We start from the raw sequence: 22,099 nt of genomic DNA, 5'->3' as shown, positions 1-22,099 counted from the left end.
CGGTACGGCCGGCGCTACTTCTTCGCGTACTCCCTCGCCGTCTGCCCCTGGAAGTCGTAGACCACGCACTGCTCGTCGCCCACGACCCAGGCGTCGTGTCCGGGCGAGCAGACGAAGACGTCGCCGGGGCCGACTTCCTGTTCGCCGCCGTCGTCCATGCGGATGTGCATGCGGCCCTGGACCACGTAGCAGTTGTGGTGCATCCGACAGCTCTCGGTGCCCGCGATCGGGCCCACGGACTCGGACCAGCGCCAGCCGGGCTCGAAGGTCGCCACGGCGAAGTCGAGGTCCGTCATGTGCACGGCTTCGAGGTGGCCGCGGGGGAAATCACGTCGCTCGTCGGGCTTCTCGAGCGGCTTCACTTCCAACACCATGACGCGCTCCCTTCCGGCCGCGGTTCACCGCGGCCGGGGCCGGTCTCCCCGGCGACCCTGGGCACCGCCGTCGGCGGCCGACCCCCTACCAGTCCATCGTCCGCCCGGCCACCCGGGGCCGCCATTCGGCGAACGGCCGCTCAGCCCTGGTCACCCTGGTCGCCGCAGAGTTCGGCGAAACGCCCGGCATCGATGTTGCCGCCGGAGATGATCACGCCGACCCGGCGCGGCAGGCGTCCCGCCCGGCCGGTGAGCAGGGCCGCCAGCGGGGTGGCACCGCTCGGCTCGACGACGATCTTGAGGCGTTCGAAGGCGAACCGCATCGCGTCCCTGATCTCGTCGTCGGTGACCAGCGCGATCTCGTCGACGAGCCGCCGGTTGACGGAGAAGGTGAGTTCGCCGGGCGTGTGCAGGGCCTGGCCGTCGGCGATGGTGTGCGGCACCGGGATGCTGATGCGCCGCCCCGCCTCCAGGGATCGCTTGGTGTCGTCCCCGGCCTCCGGCTCGACCCCGATCACCCGGGCCCCGGGGCGCAGGCCCTTGACCACCGTGGCGCTGCCCGCGATCAGCCCGCCACCGCCGACGGGCGTGATCAGGGCGTCCAACTCGCCGATCTCCTCGAGCAGTTCAAGGGCCGCCGTGCCCTGCCCCGCCATCACGTGGGGATGCTCGTAGGGCGGGATCAGGGCGAGCCCGCGCTCGGCGGCCAGGGCCTCCCCGATCGCGACACGGTCGCCGGTGTAGCGGTCGTAGGTGACGATCTCCGCGCCGTAGCCGAGGGTGGCGGCCCGCTTGGACGGCGGGGCGTCCTCGGGCATGACGATCACCGCGCTCGTGCCGAGTTCCCGGGCGGCCAGGGCGACGGCCTGGGCGTGGTTGCCGGAGGAGTAGGCGGCGATGCCCCGGGCCAGTTGCTCCGGGCTCAGCCGGGACGCCGCGTTGTAGGCGCCGCGGAACTTGAAGGCGCCGACCCGCTGGAAGTTCTCGCACTTGAGGAAGACCTCGGCCCCGACGAGGGCGTCGAGGGTGCGGGAGCGCAGCACCGGCGTGCGGTGCGCGACGCCCTTGAGCCGCGCGGCGGCATCACGGACGTCGTCGAGGGTGATCGGCGGGGTGGTGGTCGTCACGCGTGTCCTCCACTGGATGTCTGGTCGGTCGCTCGGCCCGTGGTAGTCCCGGCCTCGGCGCGCGCCTGCGACAGATAGCTGTAGGCGGAGGCGCGGGAGATGCCGAGCCGTGCCGCGACCTGCTCGATCGCGCGCCGCACGGCGAAGACGCCCCGCTCGTCCAGGCCACGGAACAGCTCCAGGCGCCGGGCGCGGTCGAGGGCGGCCCAGCTGCCGTTCTGCCGGAGCTGGTGGGCGTCGAGGATGGCGTCGACGACGGAGTCGATGTCGTTGCCGAAGGTGGTGACCGGGACGTCGGCCGAGGTGCCGCCGAATCCGGCGAGCGCGCCGAGCAGGGCATGGGCGTCGCCCACGGCGGTGACGTCCAGGTTGACGCAGAGGGCGCCGAAGACGGTGCCCGTGGAGTCCCGCAGCACCATGGTGGACGCCTTGACGAGCTTGCCGTTCCGGGTCCGGGTGACGTAGTTCAGTTCGTCGCCCGCCTCGTCGCCGCGCGCCACGATCCGCATGCCGATCTCGCTCATCGCCCCGCCCACGGTCCGCCCGGTGACCGAACCGGCCACGGCGACCACGGACTTCTCGGGCTGCCGGTAGTCGTGCAGGACCACTTCGCACATCGGCCCGAACGTCGCCGCGAGCCCGTCGACGACCGGCGTCAGCGCGGCGACGATCGCGTCCCGCTCGGCTTCCAGCGCCTGATCGGCGGCCATCGCACCCTCCCCGTCCGTCCTGGACCCGGACGCTGTCCCCGGGCCCACTTCTAGACTACATGTCCAATCTCTGTACTGACAGTCCAAATCAGATGGCCCAGTGCGCCGATCTTGACGACCCGCGTGATGTTACCGGTAACATCACGCCTCATGACAGTGACGTCGGCACCCCCGCACCCACGGGTCTTCAGCCCTGCCGCAGTGGTCGCCTCCTGCGTCGGCTTCATGCTCATAGGCGCCCTCCAGGCGCTGTACGGCCCGGCGATCCCCGCCTTCCGCGAGGAGTTCGGCCTGTCCCCGTCGGCCGCGGGTCTCGGGCTGAGCGCGCACTTCGTCGGCGGGGTGGCCGGCGTGCTGCTCTTCGACCGGCTCTACGGCCGGATCGGCAACCGGCAGATCCTCGGCACCTCGTATCTGCTGATGGCCGTCGGCGCGGCCGGCTTCGCGCTGGCGCCGAACTGGCCGACCGCGCTCGCCATGGCGCTCCTGGCCGGGCTGGGCTTCGGCGGGATCGACTACGGCCTCAACCAGCTGTTCGCCGTCGGCTTCGGCCACCGTTCGACCGCCATGCTGAACATCCTCAACGCCCACTTCGGCATCGGCGCGATCCTCGGCCCGGCGCTGATCGGCGCGGTCGGCGCCGCGCACTACCCCGCGGTCTTCCTCGGCTTCGCGCTGGCCAACCTCCCGCTGCTGCTGTGCCTGCGCGGCGTACGCGACCGGGCGCCGCAGCAGTCCGAGGCGGCCGACGAGTCGTACGGCGGCCAGGTCCTCGCCCGCAGCCTCGGCTCCGTACTCGCCGTGTTCGTCGCCCTGTACGTCCTGCACGTCGGCATCGAGGCCGGGGTCGGCGGCTGGGAGCCGACCCATCTGGAGACCGTCGGCTACGGCGCCGGGTTCGCCGCCACCGCGACTTCCGTGTACTGGCTGATGATGACCCTCGGCCGCTTCCTGGTGGCCCCGATCGCGCTGCGTTTCTCGGACCGGGCCATCATCACCGTCTCGTGCGCGGGCATGACGGTGTGCCTGCTGCTCGCCGCGATTCCGGGGCTGGCCCCGTACGCCTACGCCGGTGTCGGCCTCTTCATCGCGCCGATCTTCCCCACCGGCCTGCCCTGGCTCCACCGGGCCGCCCCGCAGGCCCGCCGGGCCGGCGCCCTCGTCATCGCCGCCTCCATGGTCGGCGGCGTGGTGGCGGGTCCGGCGCTGGGCAAGGCCATCGAGTGGTCCGGCGTCCGCAGTGTCCCGCTCCTCCTGGGCGCCGTCTCGGCGCTGTGCCTGACGGCGACGCTCTGGCTGATCCGCGCCACCCGGCCCCGCTGACCTGCGCCCCGCCCGTCGCCGATCCTCCCTCCCCCCTGCCTGTCCGCACCGAAGGGAAGTCTCCGCATGTCCGCTCTGACAGCGTCGTCCGACGGTTTCCTGCTCCACGGCGAGCCGTTCCGGATCATCTCCGGCGCCATGCACTACTTCCGGATCCACCCCGACCAGTGGGCCGACCGGCTGCGCAAGGCACGGCTGATGGGCCTCAACACGGTGGAGACGTACGTGCCGTGGAACGCCCATCAGCCCGATCCCGACGGACCCCTCGTCCTCGACGGCTTCCTCGACCTGCCCCGCTTTCTGAGCCTCGCCCGCGACGAGGGCCTGCACGTCCTGCTGCGCCCGGGTCCGTTCATCTGCGCCGAATGGGACGACGGCGGCCTGCCGTCCTGGCTCCTCGCGGACCCCGGCATCCGGCTGCGCACCGCTGATCCGCGCTTCACACAGGCGATCGACCGCTACTTCGACGCTCTGCTGCCCGAGTTGCTGCCGTACATGGCCGCGGCGGGCGGCCCGGTCATCGCCGTGCAGGTGGAGAACGAGTACGGCGCCTACGGCGACGACACGGCGTACCTGAAACGTCTCGAACAGGCCTTCCGGGCCAGGGACGTGGAGGAGCTGCTCTTCACCTGCGACCAGGCCGACCCCGAGCACCTGGCCACCGGAAGCCTCCCCGGAGTCCTCGCGACCGCCACCTTCGGCAGCCGGGTCGACCAGAACCTGGCGGAGCTGCGCAGGCACCGGCCCGACGGCCCCTTGATGTGCGCGGAGTTCTGGATCGGCTGGTTCGACCACTGGGGCGGCCCCCACCATGTGCGGGACGCGGCCGACGCCGCCGCCGACCTGGACCGCCTGCTGTCCGCGGGCGCCTCGGTCAACATCTACATGTTCCACGGCGGCACCAACTTCGGCTTCACCAACGGCGCCAACCACAAGTACGCCTACGAGCCCACGGTCACGTCCTACGACTACGACGCGGCCCTCACCGAGTGCGGTGATCCCGGCCCCAAGTACCGCGCCTTCCGCGAGGTCATCGCCCGCCACGCACCGGTGCCCGACGAGCCCGTGCCCGCCCCGGCTCCCAAACTCCCGCCCACCACAGTTGAGTTGGACCGCCGGTCCTCCCTCCTCGCTCATGTCGAGAGGCTCGCGAAGCCGATCCGCACCGAGGACCCGGCGACGATGAACGACCTGGACCTGCAGACCGGTTACGCGCTGTACCGCACGACCTTCGACACGGCGGGCGACGGCCTCCTGCACTTCACGGGCGGTGTCGGCGACCGCGCCCAGGTCTTCGTCGACGGCGCCCCCGTCGGCGTACTGGAACGCGAACGCCACGACGAGACCCTCCCGGTACGCGTCCCGCACCCCGGCGCCAGGCTGGAGGTCCTCGTCGAGAACATGGGCGGCGTCAACTACGGCCCTCGCATCGGCGCCCCCAAGGGCCTCCTCGGCCCCGTCACCTTCGACGGCACCCCGCTGCACGGCTGGGACTGCCACCCCCTGCCGCTGCACGACCTGGACACCGTGCCGTTCGCCCCGTCCGACGCGCCCACGGCCGCCGGACCCACCTTCCACCACGGCACGTTCGAGGTCGCCACCCCGGCCGACACCTTCCTCGCCCTGCCCGGCTGGACCAAGGGCCAGGCCTGGATCAACGGCTTCCACCTCGGCCGCTACTGGAGCCGCGGCCCGCAGCACACCCTGTACGTCCCCGCGCCGGTCCTGCGCCCGGGCACCAACCACCTCGTCGTCCTGGAACTGCAGGCCACCACCGCCACCCGCGCCCAGCTCACCGACACCGCCGACCTCGGACCGGAGAACACCTGGTGACCCACCCACACCGCCTGCGCGTCCCCGCGCCCGCCACTCCCCCGCCGACCGGCCACCTCCCCTTCGCCGACGCACCGGACGTGCCCGACCCGATCGAGGTGACCAGCCGCCGGCTCACCCGCGGCGGCCGCCCCTGGTTCCCGGTCTCCGGCGAGTTCCACTACTCCCGCTACCCCGCCGAGGAGTGGGAGGAGGAACTCCTGAAGATGAAGGCGGGCGGCGTGACCGCCGTCGCGAGCTACCTCATCTGGATCCACCACGAGGAGACCGAGGGCCGGATCCGCTTCGACGGCAACCGGGACGTACGCCGCTTCGCCGAGCTCTGCGCCCGCCACGGCCTGGACTTCATCCCCCGCATCGGCCCCTGGTCCCACGCCGAGGTACGCAACGGCGGCCTGCCCGACTGGCTCCTGGCCCGCGACTGCACGCCCCGCACCGACGACCCGGCGTACCTGGAGCCGGTCCGCGCCTGGTTCGCGGCGATCGCCGGGCAACTGCACGGCCTCGACCGCGGCCACGGCGGCCCGGTCATCGGCATCCAGATCGAGAACGAGCTCTACGACCAGCCCGACCACCTGCGCACACTCAAGCGCATGGCCCAGCAGGCCGGTCTCCGCGCGCCCATCTGGACGTCGACCGCGTGGGGTGGCGTACAGCTGCCGGGCGACGAACTGTTCCCCCTCTACGGCGGCTACCCCGAGGCCTTCTGGACCGAGGCGGACGGCGGCTGGCCCGACACCTGCCGCAAGCACTTCTTCTTCACCCACCAGCGAGACGACGAGGGCATCGGCGCCGACCTGCGGCCGACCACCGTCCGGGGCGGCGACCCGGACGCCCTCGCGGACCGGTTCCCCTGGGCCACCTGCGAGTTGGGCGGCGGCATGGCGGTGGCCTACCACCGGCGGCCGCGACTGGACGCCGCCGACATCGGCGCGCTCGGGCTCACCAAGATCGGCTGCGGCTCGGTGTGGCAGGGCTACTACATGTTCCACGGCGGCACCAATCCGCTCGGCGAGCGGTCCACCCTGCAGGAGTCCCACGCCACGGCGTATCCGAACGACCTGCCCGTGCTGACGTACGACTTCCAGGCGCCGCTCGGCGAGTACGGTCAGTACCGGCCCTCGTACCACGAACTCCGCCTCCAGCACCTGCTGTTGGCGGACTTCGGTCACCGCATCGCCCCCATGGAGTCCGTGCTCCCGGAACACCGGCCCGACGGCCAGCACGACCGGGAGACCCTGCGATGGGCGGTCCGCAGCGACGGCCGCTCGGGCTTCCTGTTCGTCAACAACCACCAGCCGCACGAGCCGCTGCCGGCGCACCCGGGCACCTGCTTCACGGTCGAATTCCCGGACGCGTCAGGAGCGTTGACGCTTCCCAGCTCCCCCGTGACCGTCCCCGAGGGCGCTTACTTCTGCTGGCCGCTGCGTCTGGAGGTGGCGGGGCTGCGGCTGGAGTGGGCCACCGCTCAGCCCGTGTGCACGGTCGACGTGGACGGCCGTACCGTCCTGGTGCTGGCCGCCACCGACGGCATCGCGCCCGAACTCGCCCTGGACGCGAGCACGGTGACGTCCGTCAGCGCGCCGACCGGGGACATCGCCGAGGTCGGCGGCCGGGTCCTGGTGACGGGGCTGCGGGCCGGTACCGACGCGCTGGTCGAGGTCGGGACGGTGGACGGTGGGCGGGCCGGCCTGCTGGTGCTGGACGCGGCGACGGCTCGTACCGTCTACCGGGGTGAGGCATGGGGCGCCGAGCGGCTCGTGCTGTGCCCGGACGGGGTCGTGTTCGACGGCGACGAGATACGGGTGCACGGCGCTGCCGCGGGGTCGTCGTTCGCCGTGCTGCCCGCGCCGGAGCATGCTCCGGTGGTGGACGGGGAGACGGTGGCCGGCGAGGCGGACGGGGTGTTCTCCCGGTACAGCTTCGGGGCGGGCGGGGATGCGGTTCTTGATGCCCCGGTGGCCCTGATCCGGCCCGCGGGTCCTGCGCCCGAGCCCATGACGGGCGTGCTGGACCGGGCGAGCGTGCCTGCGGACAAGTACTTCGACACGGTGGCCGCCGAGTACCGCATCGACGTGCCGGAGGATCTCCCGGAAGGGACTCTTCTGCGGCTGCACTGGGCCGGGGACGTGGGGCGGGCGTATGTGGGAGACACCCTGGTCGCCGACCAGTTCTTCTCCGGGCGGTGCTGGGACATCGGGCGGCTCCCCGCGGGAGCGGCGCTGTGCGTGCGGGTGCTGCCGTTGCATGCCGATGCCCAGGTGTACGTGCCGCGGGACACGGCGGACGCGGCGCGGACGGCTGTCGTGTCTCATGCCGAGTGGGTCCGGAGCCGTACCTGGACGGTGCGGTCGGGCTGAGGCGGCGCCCGTCGGGGATTCCGCCCCGTCGCCCTGCCTATGCTGGGGTCCTGCCGGGGCGGAACACCACCGCACTGCCGTACCGACGTCGAGGAAACGCGATCATGACCCGAAGCTCCGCCGACGGCTCCGCTCCGAGAGGGCGCAGCAGACGGAACTTCGCGGGCGCGCGCCCCGTGATGGACGATGTGGCACGGCTGGCCGGGGTCTCCAAGCAGACCGTCTCCCGCGTCCTCAACGACCATCCGTCGGTGCGGCCCGAGACCCGCGAGACGGTCCTGACCGCCATGCGGACGCTCGGCTACCGGCCGAGCCGCAGTGCCAGGTCACTGGCCAGCGGCCGGACCCGCATGGTCGGCGTGATCTCCTTCGACGCCGCCCGCTACGGGCCCGCCGCCATCCTGACCGCGATCAACACGGCGGCGCAGGAGGCGGGTTACCTGCTGAGTTCGATCGCGCTGGACACGGCCGAGCCGGACACCGTGGTCGAGGCGGTGAACCGGCTGTCGGCCGAGGGCGCGGACGGTGTGATCGCCATCGCCCCCCAGCTGTGGGTGGGCAAGGCCCTGGCGGACACCCGCCTCGACACCCCGCTGGTCGTGCTGGAGAACGGCCTCGACACCGAAACCCAGCAGGTCACCGGCGACTCCCGGACCGGCGCCCGCAAGGCCGTCGAGCATCTGCTGGACCTGGGCCACCGCACCGTGTGGCACATCGCGGGCCCGACCGGCTGGACCTCCGCCGACCTCCGGCTGGGCAGCTGGCAGGCCGGTCTGGAGGCGGCGGGGGCCGAAGTCCCGGAGCCGCTGATCGGCGACTGGAGCGCCGACTCCGGCTACGAGCTGGGCCGGCGCCTGGCCGCCCGTCCGGACGTCACGGCCGTGTTCGCCTCCAACGACCAGATGGCCCTCGGCCTGCTGCACGCCCTGCACGAAGCAGGCCGCTCCGTCCCCGGCGACGTCAGCGTCGTGGGCTACGACGACATCCCCGAGGCCGCGCACTTCCTGCCCCCGCTGACCACCGTGCGCACGGACTTCGCCGAGATCGGCACGCGGTCACTGCGCCTGCTCCTCGACCGGCTCGACGGCAGCGCCGAGTCGCCCCGGGTCGACACGCTGGTCCCGGTCGACCTGGTGATCCGCCACAGCAGCGGCCCGGCACCCGGACGCTGACGGCGTCCTCCCCGACGACGGCCGGAGGTCATCAGGGGCCGCCGAGGCGGTCACCGAGCACAATTGCGGCGGTCAGCTCGTGTGGCTGGACTCGACGACCGGCATCGCCGATGGGGTGACCCGCGCGCTCGGCCGACGGGACACGGCAGCTGAGTTCGAACAGCCGACCAGCAGGATCCGCCGGTCGGCCCACTCGTGAGTCACCGGGCGGGCCGGCGGCCCCCGCACAATGAGCCGCCGCCCGCCGCCCGCCGCCCGCCGCCCGCCGCCGCTGCCCGCCGGCCGTCAGCCGGTCCCTTCGGCCGCCGCCCGCTTCCAGGCCGCGTCCCGCAGCAGGCGCAGCCCGTTCAGGCCGACGAGGACCGTGGAGCCCTCGTGACCCGCGACGCCGAGCGGCAGCGGCAGGGTGCCGAGCAGGTCCCAGGTGACGAGGCCGGCGATGAACACCCCGGCGATGACGAGGTTCTGCACGACCAGTTTCCGGGCACGGCGGGAGAGGGCGACGGTGGCGGGGACGGCGGCGAGTTCGTCGCGGACGATCACCGCGTCGGCGGTCTCCAGGGCCAGGTCCGAGCCGACGCGGCCCATGGCGACGCCGATGTGGGCGGCGGCCAGGGCGGGTGCGTCGTTGACGCCGTCCCCGACGACCAGCACCTTGCGGCCCGCGCCCTCCAGCTCCTTGACCGCGGCCATCTTGTCCTGCGGCAGCAGCCCCGCGCGCACGTCCTCGATGCCGGCCTCGGCGGCCAGACGGGCGGCGGCCCGGGGGTTGTCGCCGGTGAGCAGGACCGGGACGGTGCCGGTGAGCGCGGTCAGGGAGGCGACGGTGGCCGCGGCGTCGGCGCGCAGCCGGTCGGCGATGCCCAGCGCTCCGGCGGGGATGCCGTCGACGGCCACGAGGACGGCGGTACGGCCGGACGCCTCCAGTTCCCCGGCCAGGGTCACGACCGTCGTGTCAGCGCCGTCGAGCAGGCGGGCCGGGGCGCCCACCTCGACCGTACGGCCGCGCACGACGGCCTTGACCCCGACGCCGGGCGCGGACGTGAACTCCTGCGCGGTGGGCAGGTGGAGGCGCCGGTCGCGCGCGGCGTCCACGACCGCCCGGGCCAGCGGGTGCTCGCTGGGGTGCTCGGCCGCGGCGGCGAGCGTCAGCAACTCGTCCGCGTCGAGCCCGGATCCGGGCAGCGGTCGTACGTCGACGACGCGCGGTGTGCCCTCGGTGAGCGTGCCGGTCTTGTCCAGGGCGACGGCGTCGACCTGTCCGAGGCGTTCCATCACCACCGCCGACTTCACCAGCACGCCGTGCCGGCCGGCGTTGGCGATGGCCGACAGCAGAGGCGGCATGGTGGCCAGGACGACCGCGCACGGCGAGGCGACGATCATGAAGGTCATGGCGCGCAGCAGCGCCTCGGAGAACTCCTCGCCGAACGCGAGCGGGACACCGAACACGGCGAGCGTGGCGGCCACCATGCCCAGCGAGTAGCGCTGTTCGACCTTCTCGATGAAGAGCTGGGTGGGCGCCTTGGTCTCGGAGGCTTCCTCCACCATCCGTACGATCCGGGCGATCACGGAGTCGGAGGCGTCGCGTTCCACCCGGACGCGCAGCGCGCCGGTGCCGTTGAGGGTGCCGGCGAACACCTCGTCTCCCGGCACCTTCGCCGCGGGAAGCGGCTCTCCCGTGATGCTCGCCTGGTCGACGTCGCCGGCTCCGTCCAGCACCCGGCCGTCGGCTCCGACCCGCTCGCCCGGCCGTACGAGGATGATGTCCCCTACCACCAACTCTTCGACGGCGACGGCACGTTCGCTGCCGTCGGGTGCGATCCGGGTGGCCGTCGCGGGGGCCAGGTCGAGCAGGCCGCGCACCGAGTCGGCGGTGCGGGCGGTCGCCAGGGCCTCCAGGGCGCCCGAGGTCGCGAAGATGACGATGAGCAGGGCGCCGTCCATGACCTGCCCGATGGAGGCGGCGCCGAGCGCGGCGACGACCATCAGCAGATCGACGTCGAGGGTCTTGTCCTTGAGCGCCTTGAGCCCTTCCCAACCCGGCTCCCAGCCGCCCGTGGCGTACGACAGCGCGTACAGCGGGCCCCAGGTCCAGGCGGATGCTCCGGCGAGCTGGAGGGGCAGCGCGAGCAGGAACAGTGCCGTGGCCGCGACGGCCCAGCGGACCTCCGGCAGCGCGAGGAGCCGGGTGCGCCGCCGGGGCACGCGCGCAGCCGCGGCGTGGTCGACCGAGGGTGGGGTGAGCGTGGCAGTCATGCCCCCACCATAGAGGAACGAATGAAGACCCGTTCATGTCTTCATGTCAGGGGCCCGGGTTCGGAGGCCGCCGACCCGCCTGCACACCAGATAGATCCCGAACGAGATCGTGGTGACGTACGGGCTGATGGGGATGGAGCTGCCCAAGGCCAGCAGGATGCCGCCCTCGATGGAAGCCACCGCGAACACCACGCTCAGCACGGGAAGCAGCACGGGCGAGGCGGTGACCCGGGCCGCGGCCGCCGCGGGCGTGACCACGAGAGTGAGCACCAGCAGGGCGCCGACGATCTGCACGGACAGCGCGACCGCGAGACCCAGCACGATCATGAAGGCGAACGACAGTCCGCGCACCGGCACGCCCCGCGCCTCGGCCACCTCGGGGTCGGCGCTGGCGAACACGAGCGGTCGCCAGATGACCGCTAGCGCCACCAGGACCACGGCCGACGCGCCGAGCAGCCAGGACATCTGCGGGGTGTCGACGGCGACGATCTGCCCCGTCAGCAGGCCGAACTTGTTCGCGGCGCGGCCCTTGTACAGCGCGAGGAACAGCACACCGAGCCCGAGCCCGAACGGCATGATCACGCCGATCACGGAGTTCCGGTCCCGGGCCCGCGCACCGAGCACCCCGATCGCCCCCGCCGCGACGAGCGAACCGACGATCGATCCGGCCACGATGTTCACGCCCAGCAGCAGCGCGGCCGAGGCGCCGGCGAACGACAACTCGCTGATCCCGTGCACCGCGAACGGCAGGTCCCGCATGATCACGAACACCCCCACCAGACCGCCGACCAGGCCGAGCGCGGCGCCGGCGACGAGGGAGTTGCGGACCAGGGCGAGCAGTTCGCCGTAGTTGTCGAAGTTGAAGATCTGCTGCCAGATCCCCTCGGCGATGGTCATGGCCGTACTCCGTGCGGTGGTTCGGGGTGGTGCGGCGGCTGCGCGACCTCGTCGGGTGCGCCCACGACCACAATCCGACCCCGGACGCGGAGGACGTCGACCTGTGTGCCGTACAGCTGCGACAGCGCCTTGGAGGTGAGCACCTCGTCGGGGGTGCCGGCCCGGAAGCCGCCGCGGGCGAAGTACAGCACGCGGTCGACCAGTCCCAGCACGGGGTTGATCTCGTGGGTGACGAACACGACGGCCGTGCCGTGGGAGCGGCGCCGGGCGTCCACCAGTTCGGTCACTGCTCGCTGGTGGTGCAGGTCGAGGGAGAGCAGTGGTTCGTCGCAGAGCAGGATCCGCGGGTCGGTCGCCAGGGCCTGCCCGATGCGCACGCGTTGGCGTTCGCCGCCGGAGAGCAGGCCGACGGGCACGTCCGCGTAGGCGGCGGCCCCGACCGAGGCGAGGACCTCGTCCACGCGTCGGCGTACGGCGCGCGTGCGCAGGCGGGGGCCGAAGCCGTGGCCGTCGATACCGAAGCGGACCAGGTCCCGGGCGCGCAGCATCGCGTGCGTGGACAGGCTTCCCTGCTGCGGGACGTAGCCGATGCGCCGGCTGCCACGCCGGGGCGGGTGGCCCAGGACCGTCAACGTCCCGGCGGAGAGCCGCCGTTGGCCGAGCAGGGCGCGTACGAGGCTGGTCTTGCCCGAGCCGTTCGGGCCGAGCACGGCCAGGAACTCGCCCGGCCGTACATCGAGATCGAGGTCCTGCCACAGCACGCGGTCGCCGTAGGAGAGGGCCGCGCCGCGCAGGCTCATCACGGCCTCGGTGGACGGACTCACTTGGCCAGCGCGCTCGCGAGCGCGTCGACGTTGGCGGTCATCCAGCCGAGGTAGTCCTTGCCCTTGGGGAGGGTTTCCGTGACGGGGACGACCGGGATGTCGGCAGCCTTCGCCGCCTGCTCGGCCTTCTCGGTCTGCGGTCCGGACGTCTGCTCGTTGTAAACGAGCGCCTTGACCTTCTTGCCGGTGAACAGCGCCAGGGTCTCCTGCAGGGTCCTTGGCGAGACGTCGTCGCCTTCCTCGATGGCCTCGCTGAACGCCTCGGGCGTCGCGTTCTTCAGCCCGCTCGCCTCGATCATGTACAGCGGTACGGGCTCCGTGATGGCCACCGCCTCGCCGCCGTGGTCGGCCTCGATCCGGGCTTCCTTCTCCTCCAGCGGCTTCAGCTTCTCCTTGAAGTCCTCGGCCTTGGCGGTGAAGGTGGCGGCGTCGTCCGGGTCGGCCTCGGCCAGGGCGGCGGCGATGCGGTCGGCGAGCTTGGCGGCCGTCGGGAAGTCGTACCAGACATGTTCGTTGAGCTCCCCGCCCGCCGGAGCTGTCTTGCCGGAGACCTTGACCGCGTTGACCACGTCGGCGGACGAGTTGTCGCTGCTCTTGAGCATGCGGTCGATGAAGTCGTCGTAACCGCCGCCGTTCTCGATGACGACCTTCGCCTTGGACAGGGCCAACTGGTTCTGTGTGTTGGCCTCGTAGGAGTGCGGGTCCTGGTCCGGGTCAGCGATGACCGAGGTGACCGCGACCTTCCCGCCGCCTATCCGCTCGGCCATGTCTCCGTAGACGTTCGTCGACGCCACGACCGGAATGGCGGAGGCCGCGGCGGGGCTCTGCGCGGCGTCGGCGCCACTCCCGTTGCCCGAATTCGACGAACTGCCGCAGCCCGCAAGGAAGATCAGGCAGGTACCGGTTATGAGCGGCGCGAGACGTCGCGACGAGGACGCGGGCATGGATCCCTCCGGGGGCAAGACGAATGGTCCGCCGAGCTCGAGCGGTCCCGGCTTCGGATCCACGCTAAATGAAAATGGATGTCACAAGCGTCTCTCGGGCATTCTCTGGTTCAACCCTTACCCAGAACTCACTTTCCGTGGTCAGGTGACGGGACCTCGTCCAGCAGCTGGGGGCCGTTGTTGCGGACGCTGTTGACGGCGGGCGACACGGGCCGGGCGTCCAGATGGCCGCCAGCCGGTGGGGTGAGCAGGTCGCGCAGGTCGTCGGTGGACTGGTGATGGGGGTCGAGCCAGGCGTCGTAGTGGTCGGGGGTGAGCGCCAGGGGCATGCGGGGGTGGATGCGGCCGGCGGCGTCGGTGGCCTCGGTGGTGATGATGGTGCACGTCATCAGCCAGGCGGCGGGGTCGTCGTCGTCCTTGATCTCCGGGTCGCGCCAGTACTCGTACAGGCCGGCGAGGGCCATCACCTGCCCGTCCTCCGGGTGGATGTAGTACGGCTGCTTGCGCACCTTGCCCGACTTGTTGTCCTTGACCTGGTCCCACTCGTAGAAGCCGTCGGCCGGCAGCAGACAGCGGCGTTTGACGAAGGCGCGGCGGAAGGCGGGCTTATCGTGCACGGTCTCCACGCGCGCGTTGATCAACCTCGCGCCGATCTTCACGTCCTTCGCCCAGGAGGGCACCAGGCCCCAGCGCAGGGGCCGCAGCCGGCGCCGGGCCGGCGCGTCCTCGTCGGCGCCGCGCGGGGTGCGCTCCAGGACGGCGTACACCTCGTCGGTCGGGGCCACGTTCCAGCTCGGCGCCAGGGTTTCCTCCGGATGCCACTCGGACACCTGGAACAGCTGGGCGAGGTCCTCGGGGCTGCGGGTGGAGGTATAGCGGCCGCACATACGGCCACTGTGCCACGGCTCGGTGAGCCGGTCCTCACAAGCTGGTCAGCACCTGGGGCGACAGGTTCTTGATCATGGTGTTGGTCCAGCGCAGCTGCCGCAGGGTCTGCGGATGGCACTCGGCGACCAGGGCGAGGAGCTTGTCGTCCTTGGTGGCCTGTGCGGCCTGGGCGGCCTGGGCGAGCATCTCCCAGTACAGGGAGTTCCCGGCGGCGTCGAGATGCAGCCGACGAAGGTCGCGCAGCAGGAGGAGGCCCGGTTCCGGGCGGTGCCCCACTGCTTCGGCCGCCTTCTCCCTGAGCGTCGACAGCAGGCCGGCAGCGTCGGCGTCGGACGGGTCGCCCAGGTGCAGGCCTTGGTCTCGGCCGGCCTCGGCCAGGCGTCGGACATGGTCGCGGGACCAGTGGGCGAGGTCGGTGGCGACGTGGTGGATCTCGTGCTCCGTGCGGTGGCGGTCCGCCACGGCCGTCAGCTCCTTCGCCAGGTGCTGTTCGCCGTGGTGGAGCGCACGGAGGGTGAGTGTGATGCCGTTCACCGGGCGTTCTCCTCACGGCTGTCCCCGACGCCACAGTTGTCCCCGACGGCACGGCTGTCACCGCCAGGGCCTACCGACTCGCTGACGAGGGCCGACGGACCGCCGGTCGTTTCCGGTACGGCGTCGGCGCGGGCGGGCGCGGATGCCGTGGTCGTCGGCGCGGGAGCGGTGTCGCCGTCGGCTCGTTCGACGCGACGGAGCGCGGCCGCGGCGGTCTTGAACAGCGGCTGCTTGGAGACCGGGTCCCAGTCGGTGACGGTCGTCTCGTTCGCGGCGCGCCCCGGTGTCTCGCCGTCCGGTGCGTGCCCGGCCTTGGTGTCCCAGTAGCCGTAGTGGAAGGGGATGAACAGCATCCCCGGCCGGATGTCCGTCACCCGCAGCCGCCCGCGCACCGCGCCGCGCGGGGTGGTGACCTCCACCAGGTCGCCTTCGTCGATGCCGAGCGCGGACGCGTCGGAGGCGGACGCCTCCACCCATACGTCCGGGGCGGCTCGGTTGAGCTGGGGTGCGCGCCCGGTCTTCGTACGGGTGTGGAAGTGGTAGATGGTGCGGCCGGTGGTCAGCTGGAACGGGTGGGTGTCATCGGGCGCTTCGTGGGGCGGCAGATACTCGGCAGCCTTGATCACGGCCTTGCCGTCGGGGTTGAGCGACCGGTACTCCACGTCGTCGTTCGTCGCGCCGGTCAGCAGGTCCTTGCCGTAGGACTCGCAGACGTCGGGGTGTGCCCAGCTGATGCCGTCGGTGTAGAGGCGGTCCGTACCGTGCGGGGACTGCTCGTCGCACGGCCACTGGATGCCGGTGCCGCCGCGCAGTCGGTCGTAGCTGAGGCCGGTGTAGTCGCACGGGCGGCCGGCACTGCACCGTTTCCACGCCTCGAAAGCGGACTGCGGATCGTGCCAGGTGAGGAGCGGGCCGCCGTCCTTGTCGCGGAAGTCCATGCGGACGGCGTAGTCGAGGAAGATGTCGAGATCCGCTTTCGCCTCGCCGGGCGGGTCGACGGCCTGGTCGGACAGGTGCACGGTGCGGTCGGCGTTGGTGAACGTGCCGGTCTTCTCCCCCCACGTCGCCGCGGGCAGCACCACGTCCGCCAACTGGGCGGTCTCGGTGAGGAAAAGGTCCTGCACCACCACGAAGAGGCGGTCCTGCTCCAGGATCGAGCGGATCCGGGACAGCTCGGGAAGCGACACCGCGGGGTTGGTGCCGGTGATCCACAGCATGCGCAGCGAGCCCTGCTCGGCGTAGCGGAACATCTGCATCGCGTGGGTGGGCGGGGCGTAGTGCGGGATCGTCCTCGGTTCGACGTTCCATACGGCGGCGAGCTCTTCGACGTGTGCGTCGTTCTGCCAGTTGCGGAAGCCGGGCAGGTCGCCGTCGGCGCCGCACTCGCGGGTGTTCTGGGCGGTGGGCTGCCCGTTCATCTGCAGGACGCCGGCGCCGGGGCGTCCGAGCATCCCGCGGATCAGGTGCAGGTTGTTGATCTGTACGGCGGCCGCGGTGGCCTGGTGGGACTGGTAGACGCCCTGCAGCACCGTGGACAGCAGCCGGTCGGCCGTGCCGAGGAGTTCGGCGGCCTCACCGATGCGGGCGGCGGGTACGTCGCAGATCCCGGCGGCCCACTCGGGGGTGCAGTCCTTCACCCGGGACGCCAGCTCGTCGAAGCCGACGGTGTGGGCCTCGACGTAGCCGTGGTCGACGCGGTCGGTACGGATGATCTCGTGCAGCAGCGCGTTGAGCAGCGCCACGTTCGTGCCGGCGCGCGGCGCCAGATGCACGGTGGCCTGGCGGGCCACAGGTGTGCGGCGTGGGTCGACGCACACCAGGCGGGGCGGGTCGGCGCCCTCCAGCCGGTCCAGGATCCGCATCCACTGCACGGGCTGGGTCTCGGCGATGTTGTGCCCGAACAGGGCGATGACGTCTGCGTGGTCGATGTCGTCGTAGCTGCCGGGCTGCCCGTCGCAGCCGAAGGACTCCTTCAGCGCCTCGGCGGCGGTGGAGGTGCACAGCCGGGTGTTGCCGTCCAGATGGTTGGTGCCGATCCCGGCGCGGGCCAGCACGGCGAGCGTGTAGTACTCCTCCAGGAACAGCTGCCCGGTGGTGTAGAAGCCGATCGATCCGGGGCCGCGATCCTCCAGCAGTTCCCGGGAGCGGGCCACTATCCGGTCCATCGCCGTCGCCCAGTCGCACTCCACCAGGTGCCCGTCCCGGCGTACCAGCGGCTTCGTGAGCCGGTCGGTGGAGGCGTTGGCCCGCCAGGCGAACAGGTCCTTCGGCTCCAGGCGCCCCCGGTTGACGCGGTCCTGCGCCCGGCCGCGCACACCCACCATGCGCCCGTCCAGGACCGCGATGTCCATCGCGTCCCCGTCGGAGTGCAGCACCGACGCGGTCTGCACCCACCGCTGCACGCTGCCCGCCTCGACGCCCTCCTCCAGGCAGGTGTCCACCCGCTCGGGCCACGCCTGGTGCCGACCGTACGGTGTACGGCTGCCCCACGGCAGCGCTATCCGGTCCACCGAAGCGTCCACGGCCACCTCCCTGACGACCGGTGACGACGCGCGACGCGCCGTGGGTCACCCGGTACCCGTTGCCGCGGCTGCGTAACGACTCCCTGCGTGCTCCGCAGGTGACCCGGTGCTGCCGCTCTGCGCGTGTCAGCCTTCGACGCCGGTCGCGGTGTGGGCGGAGCCGACCGGTTTGGACTCGGGGGAACCGCGCTGGCGCAGGTAGATCGACAGGACGACCATCGAGGCGACCGCCAGCAGCTCGGACTGCCAGTTCTGGAGGGTGCGGTTCCAGAAATCGGCCGAGGTGAGGTACTGCCCCCAGCTGATGGGGGCCTGGAGGTTGCGCAACTGCTGTTCGTTGTGGGCGGCGGTACCGGCGACGGACTGGGCCAACCAGGACAGCAGGAACAGGCCGCCCATCACCAGGCCGAGGGACCGGGAGTACACCGCCTGGCGCCAGCCCCGAGCACGCGCCCAGCGGGGTGCGTCGGCGGGGGCGTGCTCGCCCACGAGCTGGTCCTCGTCGGACTCGCGGCCTGCCTTGTGCAGTTCCTTGGACTCCGGCGAGCCGCGCTGCAGCAGCCAGACGGTGACGAAGACGTAGAGGAAGAACTGCAGGTACTCGGACTGCCAGTTCTCCGTGACGTCGACGGCGAAGTCCGACGAGGTCAGGTAGGGGCCGAGGTCGATCGGCTCCATTCCGTCACTGACCAGACGGTTGTTGAAGTCGGCGTGGCCTGCGACCGCCTGTCCGGCCAGGGACAGCAGGAAGCCGATCCCGAACGCCAGGCTGAGGCTGTTCTCGCGCAGAAAACGGCGCATGCCGGTGCCCCGCCCTGTCATCGGTGCATCAGCCCCAACGTCATGAAGTAGGCCAGGCCGCCGATCACGAGTACCAGGCACAGGGTGAACATGGTCCGCATCGGTGCCTCACCCGCCCTTCACCCTGCAGTCGTACGGCTGCTCGGGGCGGGGCGTGCAGCCGGCGGCCGTCACCTTCCAGCCGGTCGGGAAATGGGCCAGGAACAGGGTGTCGTCGGTGAGGACGACCCGGGCCTGGTTGCCGTACACGTCCACTTTCCGTACCGAGTCACCGGCCGGGAGCTGTTCTTGGGTGACCGCTTGATCGCATGCCGTCTGTTCGGACTTCTCCAGCTCTTCGAGCGTGTTCGGGGCCAGCAGAGCGCAGGCCTGCCTGCCGTTCCCCTGTCGCAACGCGTCCGTGAAGCCGGTCGCGGCAGCGGAAGCGCCCTCGGTGCGCTCGCCCGGAGCACCACAGCCGGTCGTCACGGCGAGGGCGGCCACCAGGGCGCCGCCGCACCATCTGCTGATCGACATCGCGCTTCGCTTCCGCTCGCGTCGTCACTTCTGTGACGTGGAGGACCAGGATCCGCGACGCTGTGACGGGCCGCACGGTGACGGGCCCCGGGTGGGTGACGGGGCTCTGGATCGAGCGGACGGCCCGTGCGGTACGGGGGTGATGGTCGGTACGACGGTGACGCCGAGGTGGACCGGCCGCTGCGCGGGCTCTCCCGGCGCCTCGTCGTCCGCCGTCGGGGTCATGCTGCCGGGATGCCGAGTTCGGCGAACAGGGCGCGTACGCGCTGTTCGATGTCGTCACACGCCCACCCGGCCGACCTGGCGCGTCCTTGCTCTCGAGGCCGACGAGAAGGTGGCGAATCACTCGAAGGTCAAGCCTCGCAAGCGGGCTTACGCCTCATCGACGGGCGAGTTCCGCGGCGCCGAAGGAGACGTCGAAGCGGTCGCACCAGATGCTGACGCTGCTGTACCGGGCCGGATCGACGTCTGCGGGCACGGTGTAGTTCTGGCTGCCCTTGTTGCCCTTGAGCTTGCCGAGACCGACATGGTCCCCGTCGTCGAACACGTGCCAGCCGTCCCGGCCTTCCTCGACCGGTGCGTCGGTCAGCAGGACGCGCAGGTCGGGGCCGTTACTGGTGTCGAGGTTCTCCAGCCGTACGACGTGGGAGCCATCGGCCAGCCGCACGAGCTTCACCGTGCCGGACGTCGCGTGTTCGTGGCTGATCAGCTCTCCCGTGGCCACCGTCACCGGTCCGGCCGGAGCCGGCGCGGTGGAAGCCCCGGAGGACGGCGCCCCGGCAGGCGCCCTGGAGGCGTCCACGGTCACGGGCAACGCCTCCTGCACCGTCTTGTCCTGCCACAGCTTCCACGGCTGGAACCAGTACAAGCCGAAGCCGGCCCCGGCGGCCACCACCACCAGTACGCCGGCCATCCACAGCCTGATCCGAGTGCGTCGTCCCCGCCCCATACGGCCCACCTCCTGTGAGTCACTGGTCTCACCCCCATTCAACGGGTGGAGCGGCCGTCCTGGGCCGCGCAGCCGATGACGAAACCCTTACGTCCGCCGGGGACCGGACCGGGTCAGCGGTGCTCCGGGTTGTCCGCACCCGGGCGGCAGCCGGCGTCCCACTCCGAACGCTGGTTGCCGTAAGCGGGGATGCCTCCGGAGCGCTTCAGCAGGGCGGCGATGTGCATCAGGTTCCAGGTCATGAAGGAGGTGTTGCGGTTGGTGAAGTCGTTCTCCGGGCCGCCCGAACCCGGGTCCAGATACGACGGCCCGGGGCCGGCCGCGCCGATCCAGCCGGCGTCCGCCTGGGGCGGGATCGTGTAGCCGAGGTGCTGGAGGCTGTAGAGGACGTTCATCGCGCAGTGCTTCACGCCGTCCTCGTTGCCGGTGATCAGACAGCCGCCGACTCGGCCGTAGTAGGCGTACTGCCCCTGGGAGTTGAGCAGCGAGGAGCAGGCGTAGAGGCGCTCGATGACCTGCTTGGTGATGGAGCTGTTGTCGCCAAGCCAGATCGGGCCGGCGAGCACCAGGATGTCGGCGGCCATCACCTTCTCGTACAACCCCGGCCAGGCGTCGGTGGCGAAGCCGTGCTCGGTCATGTCGGGGTAGACGCCGGGTGCGATGTCGTGGTCCACGGCGCGGATCACGTCCGTGGCCACGCCGGCGGAGTCCATGATGGCCCGGCTCTTGTGGATCAGGCCCTGGGTGTGGCTCAGCTGCGGGGTCGGTTTGAGGGTGCAGTTGATGTAGAGGGCGCTCAGGTCGTCGAAGCGGTACGGGGTGCCGGTGGGGGGTGAGGTCGCCATGGGGGCAGCGTCTCGCGTGACTTCCGCTTTGTCCCGGTCCGACGCACCCTCGCATGCCTCCTTCCTCAACCGGCACCTGCGCTGAGCCGTTGGGCCGGTCGGCCGGGTCAGCGGGCGACGTATCCGCCGTCGACGGGACGGGCGACGCCGATCACGAATCCGGCTCCGGGGCTGCACAGCCAGAGCACGGCCCGGACGATCTCCTAGGCGGTGCCGAGCCGGTTGATGGGCTGGTCGGCCTCGGCATCGGCCCCGGCCTCGCTCAACGGTGTGACGAGGCCGGGGCCGATTCCTCGTGTCGCGCATGGGTGGGGGTGGCGTGCTGGGCCACGATGCGGGAGACGCGCGGGGTGCTGACGGCGAGCGCGATCAGCGGGAGCAGGGTGAGCGCGGCGATGATGGTGCCGAGAGGGGCGGGCCGGTCACCCCGAGAGCGGAGTCCAGGGCCGTTCCCGCGATCCAGGACCCGGTGGCGGCGCCGGCGTTGAAGGCCGAGGTGCTCATCGCGGAGGCGAGAGGGGGAGCGTCTCCGGCGAAACGGACGGCGAGCGCGGTGACGACGGGGTTCACCGTGAACCCGGTCAGGCCCATGAGGAAGACCAGGACGGTGACCGTCAGCGCGTTGGTGGACAGCGGGATCAGCAGGAGCAGCACCAGGGCGGTGGCGGCCGCCGCGGTGATGGTGGTGGCCATCGGGCGCCGGTCACCCAGGCGGCCGCCGGTGGTGCTGCCGGCCAGGGCGCCGATGCCGAACGAGATGAGGACGAGCGGTACGGCACTCTCCGGGATGCCGGCGGGGTCGGTCAGCAGCGGTGTGATGCAGCTGTACACCGCCGGCACGCCGCCCGTGATCAGCATGGCGGCGGTGAGCGCCAGCCACAGCCCGCCCTGACGCAACGCGCCGAGCTCGGCGCGCAGGGAGACGGCCGTGCGCTGTTCCCGGGCGGGGATGAAGCGACCGATGAAGACGGCGGCGAGAGCGGAGAGGGCGGCCGGCGCCCAGAACGGGCCGCGCCAGCCGGCGTAGTGGCCGACGAAGGAGCCGATGGGCACGCCGACGACATTGGCTCGCCCCGGCAATCCGCATCGCCGACCCGTCTCCGCGGGCAGGCCCGCGTCGCCTCGGAAATGGCGAACTCGTGGTGGGGCGCGGCAGCGGCGGCGGCTTCGTCGGCATGCCGGACCGGATCGGCCGGCTTACACCGCTTGCCGGTCATCTCGATG

Annotated in this window: 19 protein-coding genes and 1 pseudogene; 4 read left to right on the top strand and 16 right to left on the bottom strand. The window is 71.6% G+C overall.

The features are described 5' to 3' along the window. Positions 1-14: 14 nt before the first annotated feature. The 3 genes from ACZ7L6_RS30925 to ACZ7L6_RS30915 form a co-directional block, all read right to left on the bottom strand. Positions 15-371, bottom strand: a complete 357-nt coding sequence (locus tag ACZ7L6_RS30925) for a cupin domain-containing protein (RefSeq protein ID WP_471929861.1) — start codon at positions 369-371, stop codon at positions 15-17. A gap of 143 nt (positions 372-514) precedes the next feature. After that, a complete protein-coding gene (locus ACZ7L6_RS30920) occupies positions 515-1,501 on the bottom strand; it encodes a threo-3-hydroxy-L-aspartate ammonia-lyase (RefSeq protein ID WP_471929554.1) in 987 nt (328 codons plus the stop codon). Then, positions 1,498-2,211, bottom strand: a complete 714-nt coding sequence (locus ACZ7L6_RS30915) for a helix-turn-helix transcriptional regulator (RefSeq protein WP_471929552.1) — start codon at positions 2,209-2,211, stop codon at positions 1,498-1,500. The genes ACZ7L6_RS30920 and ACZ7L6_RS30915 overlap by 4 nt, the downstream gene beginning before the upstream one ends. Positions 2,212-2,361: 150 nt before the next feature. On the opposite strand from ACZ7L6_RS30915, the gene ACZ7L6_RS30910 reads away from it, so the two are divergent. The 4 genes from ACZ7L6_RS30910 to ACZ7L6_RS30895 all read left to right on the top strand — a co-directional run bounded on the left by ACZ7L6_RS30910 (position 2,362) and on the right by ACZ7L6_RS30895 (position 8,899). Then, positions 2,362-3,534, top strand: a complete 1,173-nt coding sequence (locus tag ACZ7L6_RS30910) for an MFS transporter (protein ID WP_471929550.1) — start codon at positions 2,362-2,364, stop codon at positions 3,532-3,534. A 66-nt stretch (positions 3,535-3,600) separates the two neighbouring features. Beyond that, entirely contained in the window at positions 3,601-5,367 is a 1,767-nt protein-coding gene (locus ACZ7L6_RS30905; protein WP_471929548.1) for a beta-galactosidase, read from the top strand. After that, complete coding sequence (locus ACZ7L6_RS30900; protein ID WP_471929546.1) at positions 5,364-7,727, top strand: beta-galactosidase; 2,364 nt, start codon at positions 5,364-5,366, stop codon at positions 7,725-7,727. The genes ACZ7L6_RS30905 and ACZ7L6_RS30900 overlap by 4 nt, the downstream gene beginning before the upstream one ends. A gap of 104 nt (positions 7,728-7,831) precedes the next feature. Then, positions 7,832-8,899 carry a LacI family DNA-binding transcriptional regulator gene (locus ACZ7L6_RS30895; protein WP_471929544.1) on the top strand — a complete coding sequence of 356 codons (1,068 nt, stop codon included), beginning with the start codon at positions 7,832-7,834 and terminating at the stop codon, positions 8,897-8,899. Positions 8,900-9,184: 285 nt separating this feature from the next. Here the strand turns inward: ACZ7L6_RS30895 and ACZ7L6_RS30890 are convergent, their stop codons facing one another. The 13 genes and pseudogenes from ACZ7L6_RS30890 to ACZ7L6_RS30830 all read right to left on the bottom strand — a co-directional run bounded on the left by ACZ7L6_RS30890 (position 9,185) and on the right by ACZ7L6_RS30830 (position 21,928). Next, a complete protein-coding gene (locus ACZ7L6_RS30890) occupies positions 9,185-11,155 on the bottom strand; it encodes a heavy metal translocating P-type ATPase (protein WP_471929542.1) in 1,971 nt (656 codons plus the stop codon). Between the two features lie 33 nt (positions 11,156-11,188). Further along, positions 11,189-12,052: a metal ABC transporter permease gene (locus ACZ7L6_RS30885; RefSeq protein WP_471929540.1), complete on the bottom strand. Its 864-nt coding sequence runs from the start codon at positions 12,050-12,052 to the stop codon at positions 11,189-11,191. Next, the gene (locus ACZ7L6_RS30880; RefSeq protein WP_471929859.1) at positions 12,049-12,852 is read right to left on the bottom strand and encodes a metal ABC transporter ATP-binding protein; all 804 of its coding nucleotides are present in this window, start codon (positions 12,850-12,852) and stop codon (positions 12,049-12,051) included. The genes ACZ7L6_RS30885 and ACZ7L6_RS30880 overlap by 4 nt, the downstream gene beginning before the upstream one ends. A gap of 20 nt (positions 12,853-12,872) precedes the next feature. Beyond that, complete coding sequence (locus ACZ7L6_RS30875; protein WP_471929538.1) at positions 12,873-13,820, bottom strand: metal ABC transporter solute-binding protein, Zn/Mn family; 948 nt, start codon at positions 13,818-13,820, stop codon at positions 12,873-12,875. Between the two features lie 128 nt (positions 13,821-13,948). Continuing rightward, entirely contained in the window at positions 13,949-14,707 is a 759-nt protein-coding gene (locus ACZ7L6_RS30870) for an SOS response-associated peptidase (protein WP_471929536.1), read from the bottom strand. A gap of 34 nt (positions 14,708-14,741) precedes the next feature. Continuing rightward, positions 14,742-15,242, bottom strand: coding sequence for a hypothetical protein (locus tag ACZ7L6_RS30865; RefSeq protein WP_471929534.1), 501 nt, complete (start codon positions 15,240-15,242; stop codon positions 14,742-14,744). Then, positions 15,239-17,764: a molybdopterin oxidoreductase family protein gene (locus ACZ7L6_RS30860; protein ID WP_471929532.1), complete on the bottom strand. Its 2,526-nt coding sequence runs from the start codon at positions 17,762-17,764 to the stop codon at positions 15,239-15,241. Before ACZ7L6_RS30860 ends, ACZ7L6_RS30865 begins: the two co-directional genes overlap by 4 nt. A gap of 126 nt (positions 17,765-17,890) precedes the next feature. After that, the gene (locus tag ACZ7L6_RS30855; protein ID WP_471929530.1) at positions 17,891-18,565 is read right to left on the bottom strand and encodes a DUF6766 family protein; all 675 of its coding nucleotides are present in this window, start codon (positions 18,563-18,565) and stop codon (positions 17,891-17,893) included. Positions 18,566-18,673: 108 nt separating this feature from the next. Further along, positions 18,674-19,081, bottom strand: a complete 408-nt coding sequence (locus tag ACZ7L6_RS30850; protein ID WP_471929528.1) for a hypothetical protein — start codon at positions 19,079-19,081, stop codon at positions 18,674-18,676. A 379-nt stretch (positions 19,082-19,460) separates the two neighbouring features. After that, complete coding sequence (locus ACZ7L6_RS30845; protein WP_471929526.1) at positions 19,461-20,030, bottom strand: DM13 domain-containing protein; 570 nt, start codon at positions 20,028-20,030, stop codon at positions 19,461-19,463. A gap of 113 nt (positions 20,031-20,143) precedes the next feature. Next, positions 20,144-20,875: a flavodoxin family protein gene (locus ACZ7L6_RS30840; RefSeq protein WP_471929524.1), complete on the bottom strand. Its 732-nt coding sequence runs from the start codon at positions 20,873-20,875 to the stop codon at positions 20,144-20,146. Positions 20,876-20,982: 107 nt separating this feature from the next. Then, positions 20,983-21,111 (bottom strand): annotated as a pseudogene (locus ACZ7L6_RS30835) (SDR family oxidoreductase); the annotation flags it as partial. Positions 21,112-21,244: 133 nt separating this feature from the next. Then, positions 21,245-21,928, bottom strand: coding sequence for an MFS transporter (locus tag ACZ7L6_RS30830; RefSeq protein WP_471929522.1), 684 nt, complete (start codon positions 21,926-21,928; stop codon positions 21,245-21,247). Positions 21,929-22,099: the final 171 nt, after the last annotated feature.

The sequence above is a fragment of the Streptomyces sp. NPDC107522 genome, from assembly GCF_055657525.1.
The sequence above is the reverse complement of the archived record's forward strand: the minus strand, read 5'-3'. Positions and strand labels throughout refer to the sequence as shown.

Coding starts and splice junctions, on each gene's coding strand:
- ACZ7L6_RS30915 (WP_471929552.1), bottom strand. CDS start 2,211: ATGGCCGCCGATCAGGCGCTGGAAGCCGAGCGGGACGCGATCGTCGCC.
- ACZ7L6_RS30910 (WP_471929550.1), top strand. CDS start 2,362: ATGACAGTGACGTCGGCACCCCCGCACCCACGGGTCTTCAGCCCTGCC.
- ACZ7L6_RS30905 (WP_471929548.1), top strand. CDS start 3,601: ATGTCCGCTCTGACAGCGTCGTCCGACGGTTTCCTGCTCCACGGCGAG.
- ACZ7L6_RS30895 (WP_471929544.1), top strand. CDS start 7,832: ATGACCCGAAGCTCCGCCGACGGCTCCGCTCCGAGAGGGCGCAGCAGA.
- ACZ7L6_RS30890 (WP_471929542.1), bottom strand. CDS start 11,155: ATGACTGCCACGCTCACCCCACCCTCGGTCGACCACGCCGCGGCTGCG.
- ACZ7L6_RS30885 (WP_471929540.1), bottom strand. CDS start 12,052: ATGACCATCGCCGAGGGGATCTGGCAGCAGATCTTCAACTTCGACAAC.
- ACZ7L6_RS30880 (WP_471929859.1), bottom strand. CDS start 12,852: ATGAGCCTGCGCGGCGCGGCCCTCTCCTACGGCGACCGCGTGCTGTGG.
- ACZ7L6_RS30875 (WP_471929538.1), bottom strand. CDS start 13,820: ATGCCCGCGTCCTCGTCGCGACGTCTCGCGCCGCTCATAACCGGTACC.
- ACZ7L6_RS30870 (WP_471929536.1), bottom strand. CDS start 14,707: ATGTGCGGCCGCTATACCTCCACCCGCAGCCCCGAGGACCTCGCCCAG.
- ACZ7L6_RS30855 (WP_471929530.1), bottom strand. CDS start 18,565: ATGCGCCGTTTTCTGCGCGAGAACAGCCTCAGCCTGGCGTTCGGGATC.
- ACZ7L6_RS30850 (WP_471929528.1), bottom strand. CDS start 19,081: ATGTCGATCAGCAGATGGTGCGGCGGCGCCCTGGTGGCCGCCCTCGCC.
- ACZ7L6_RS30845 (WP_471929526.1), bottom strand. CDS start 20,030: ATGGGGCGGGGACGACGCACTCGGATCAGGCTGTGGATGGCCGGCGTA.
- ACZ7L6_RS30840 (WP_471929524.1), bottom strand. CDS start 20,875: ATGGCGACCTCACCCCCCACCGGCACCCCGTACCGCTTCGACGACCTG.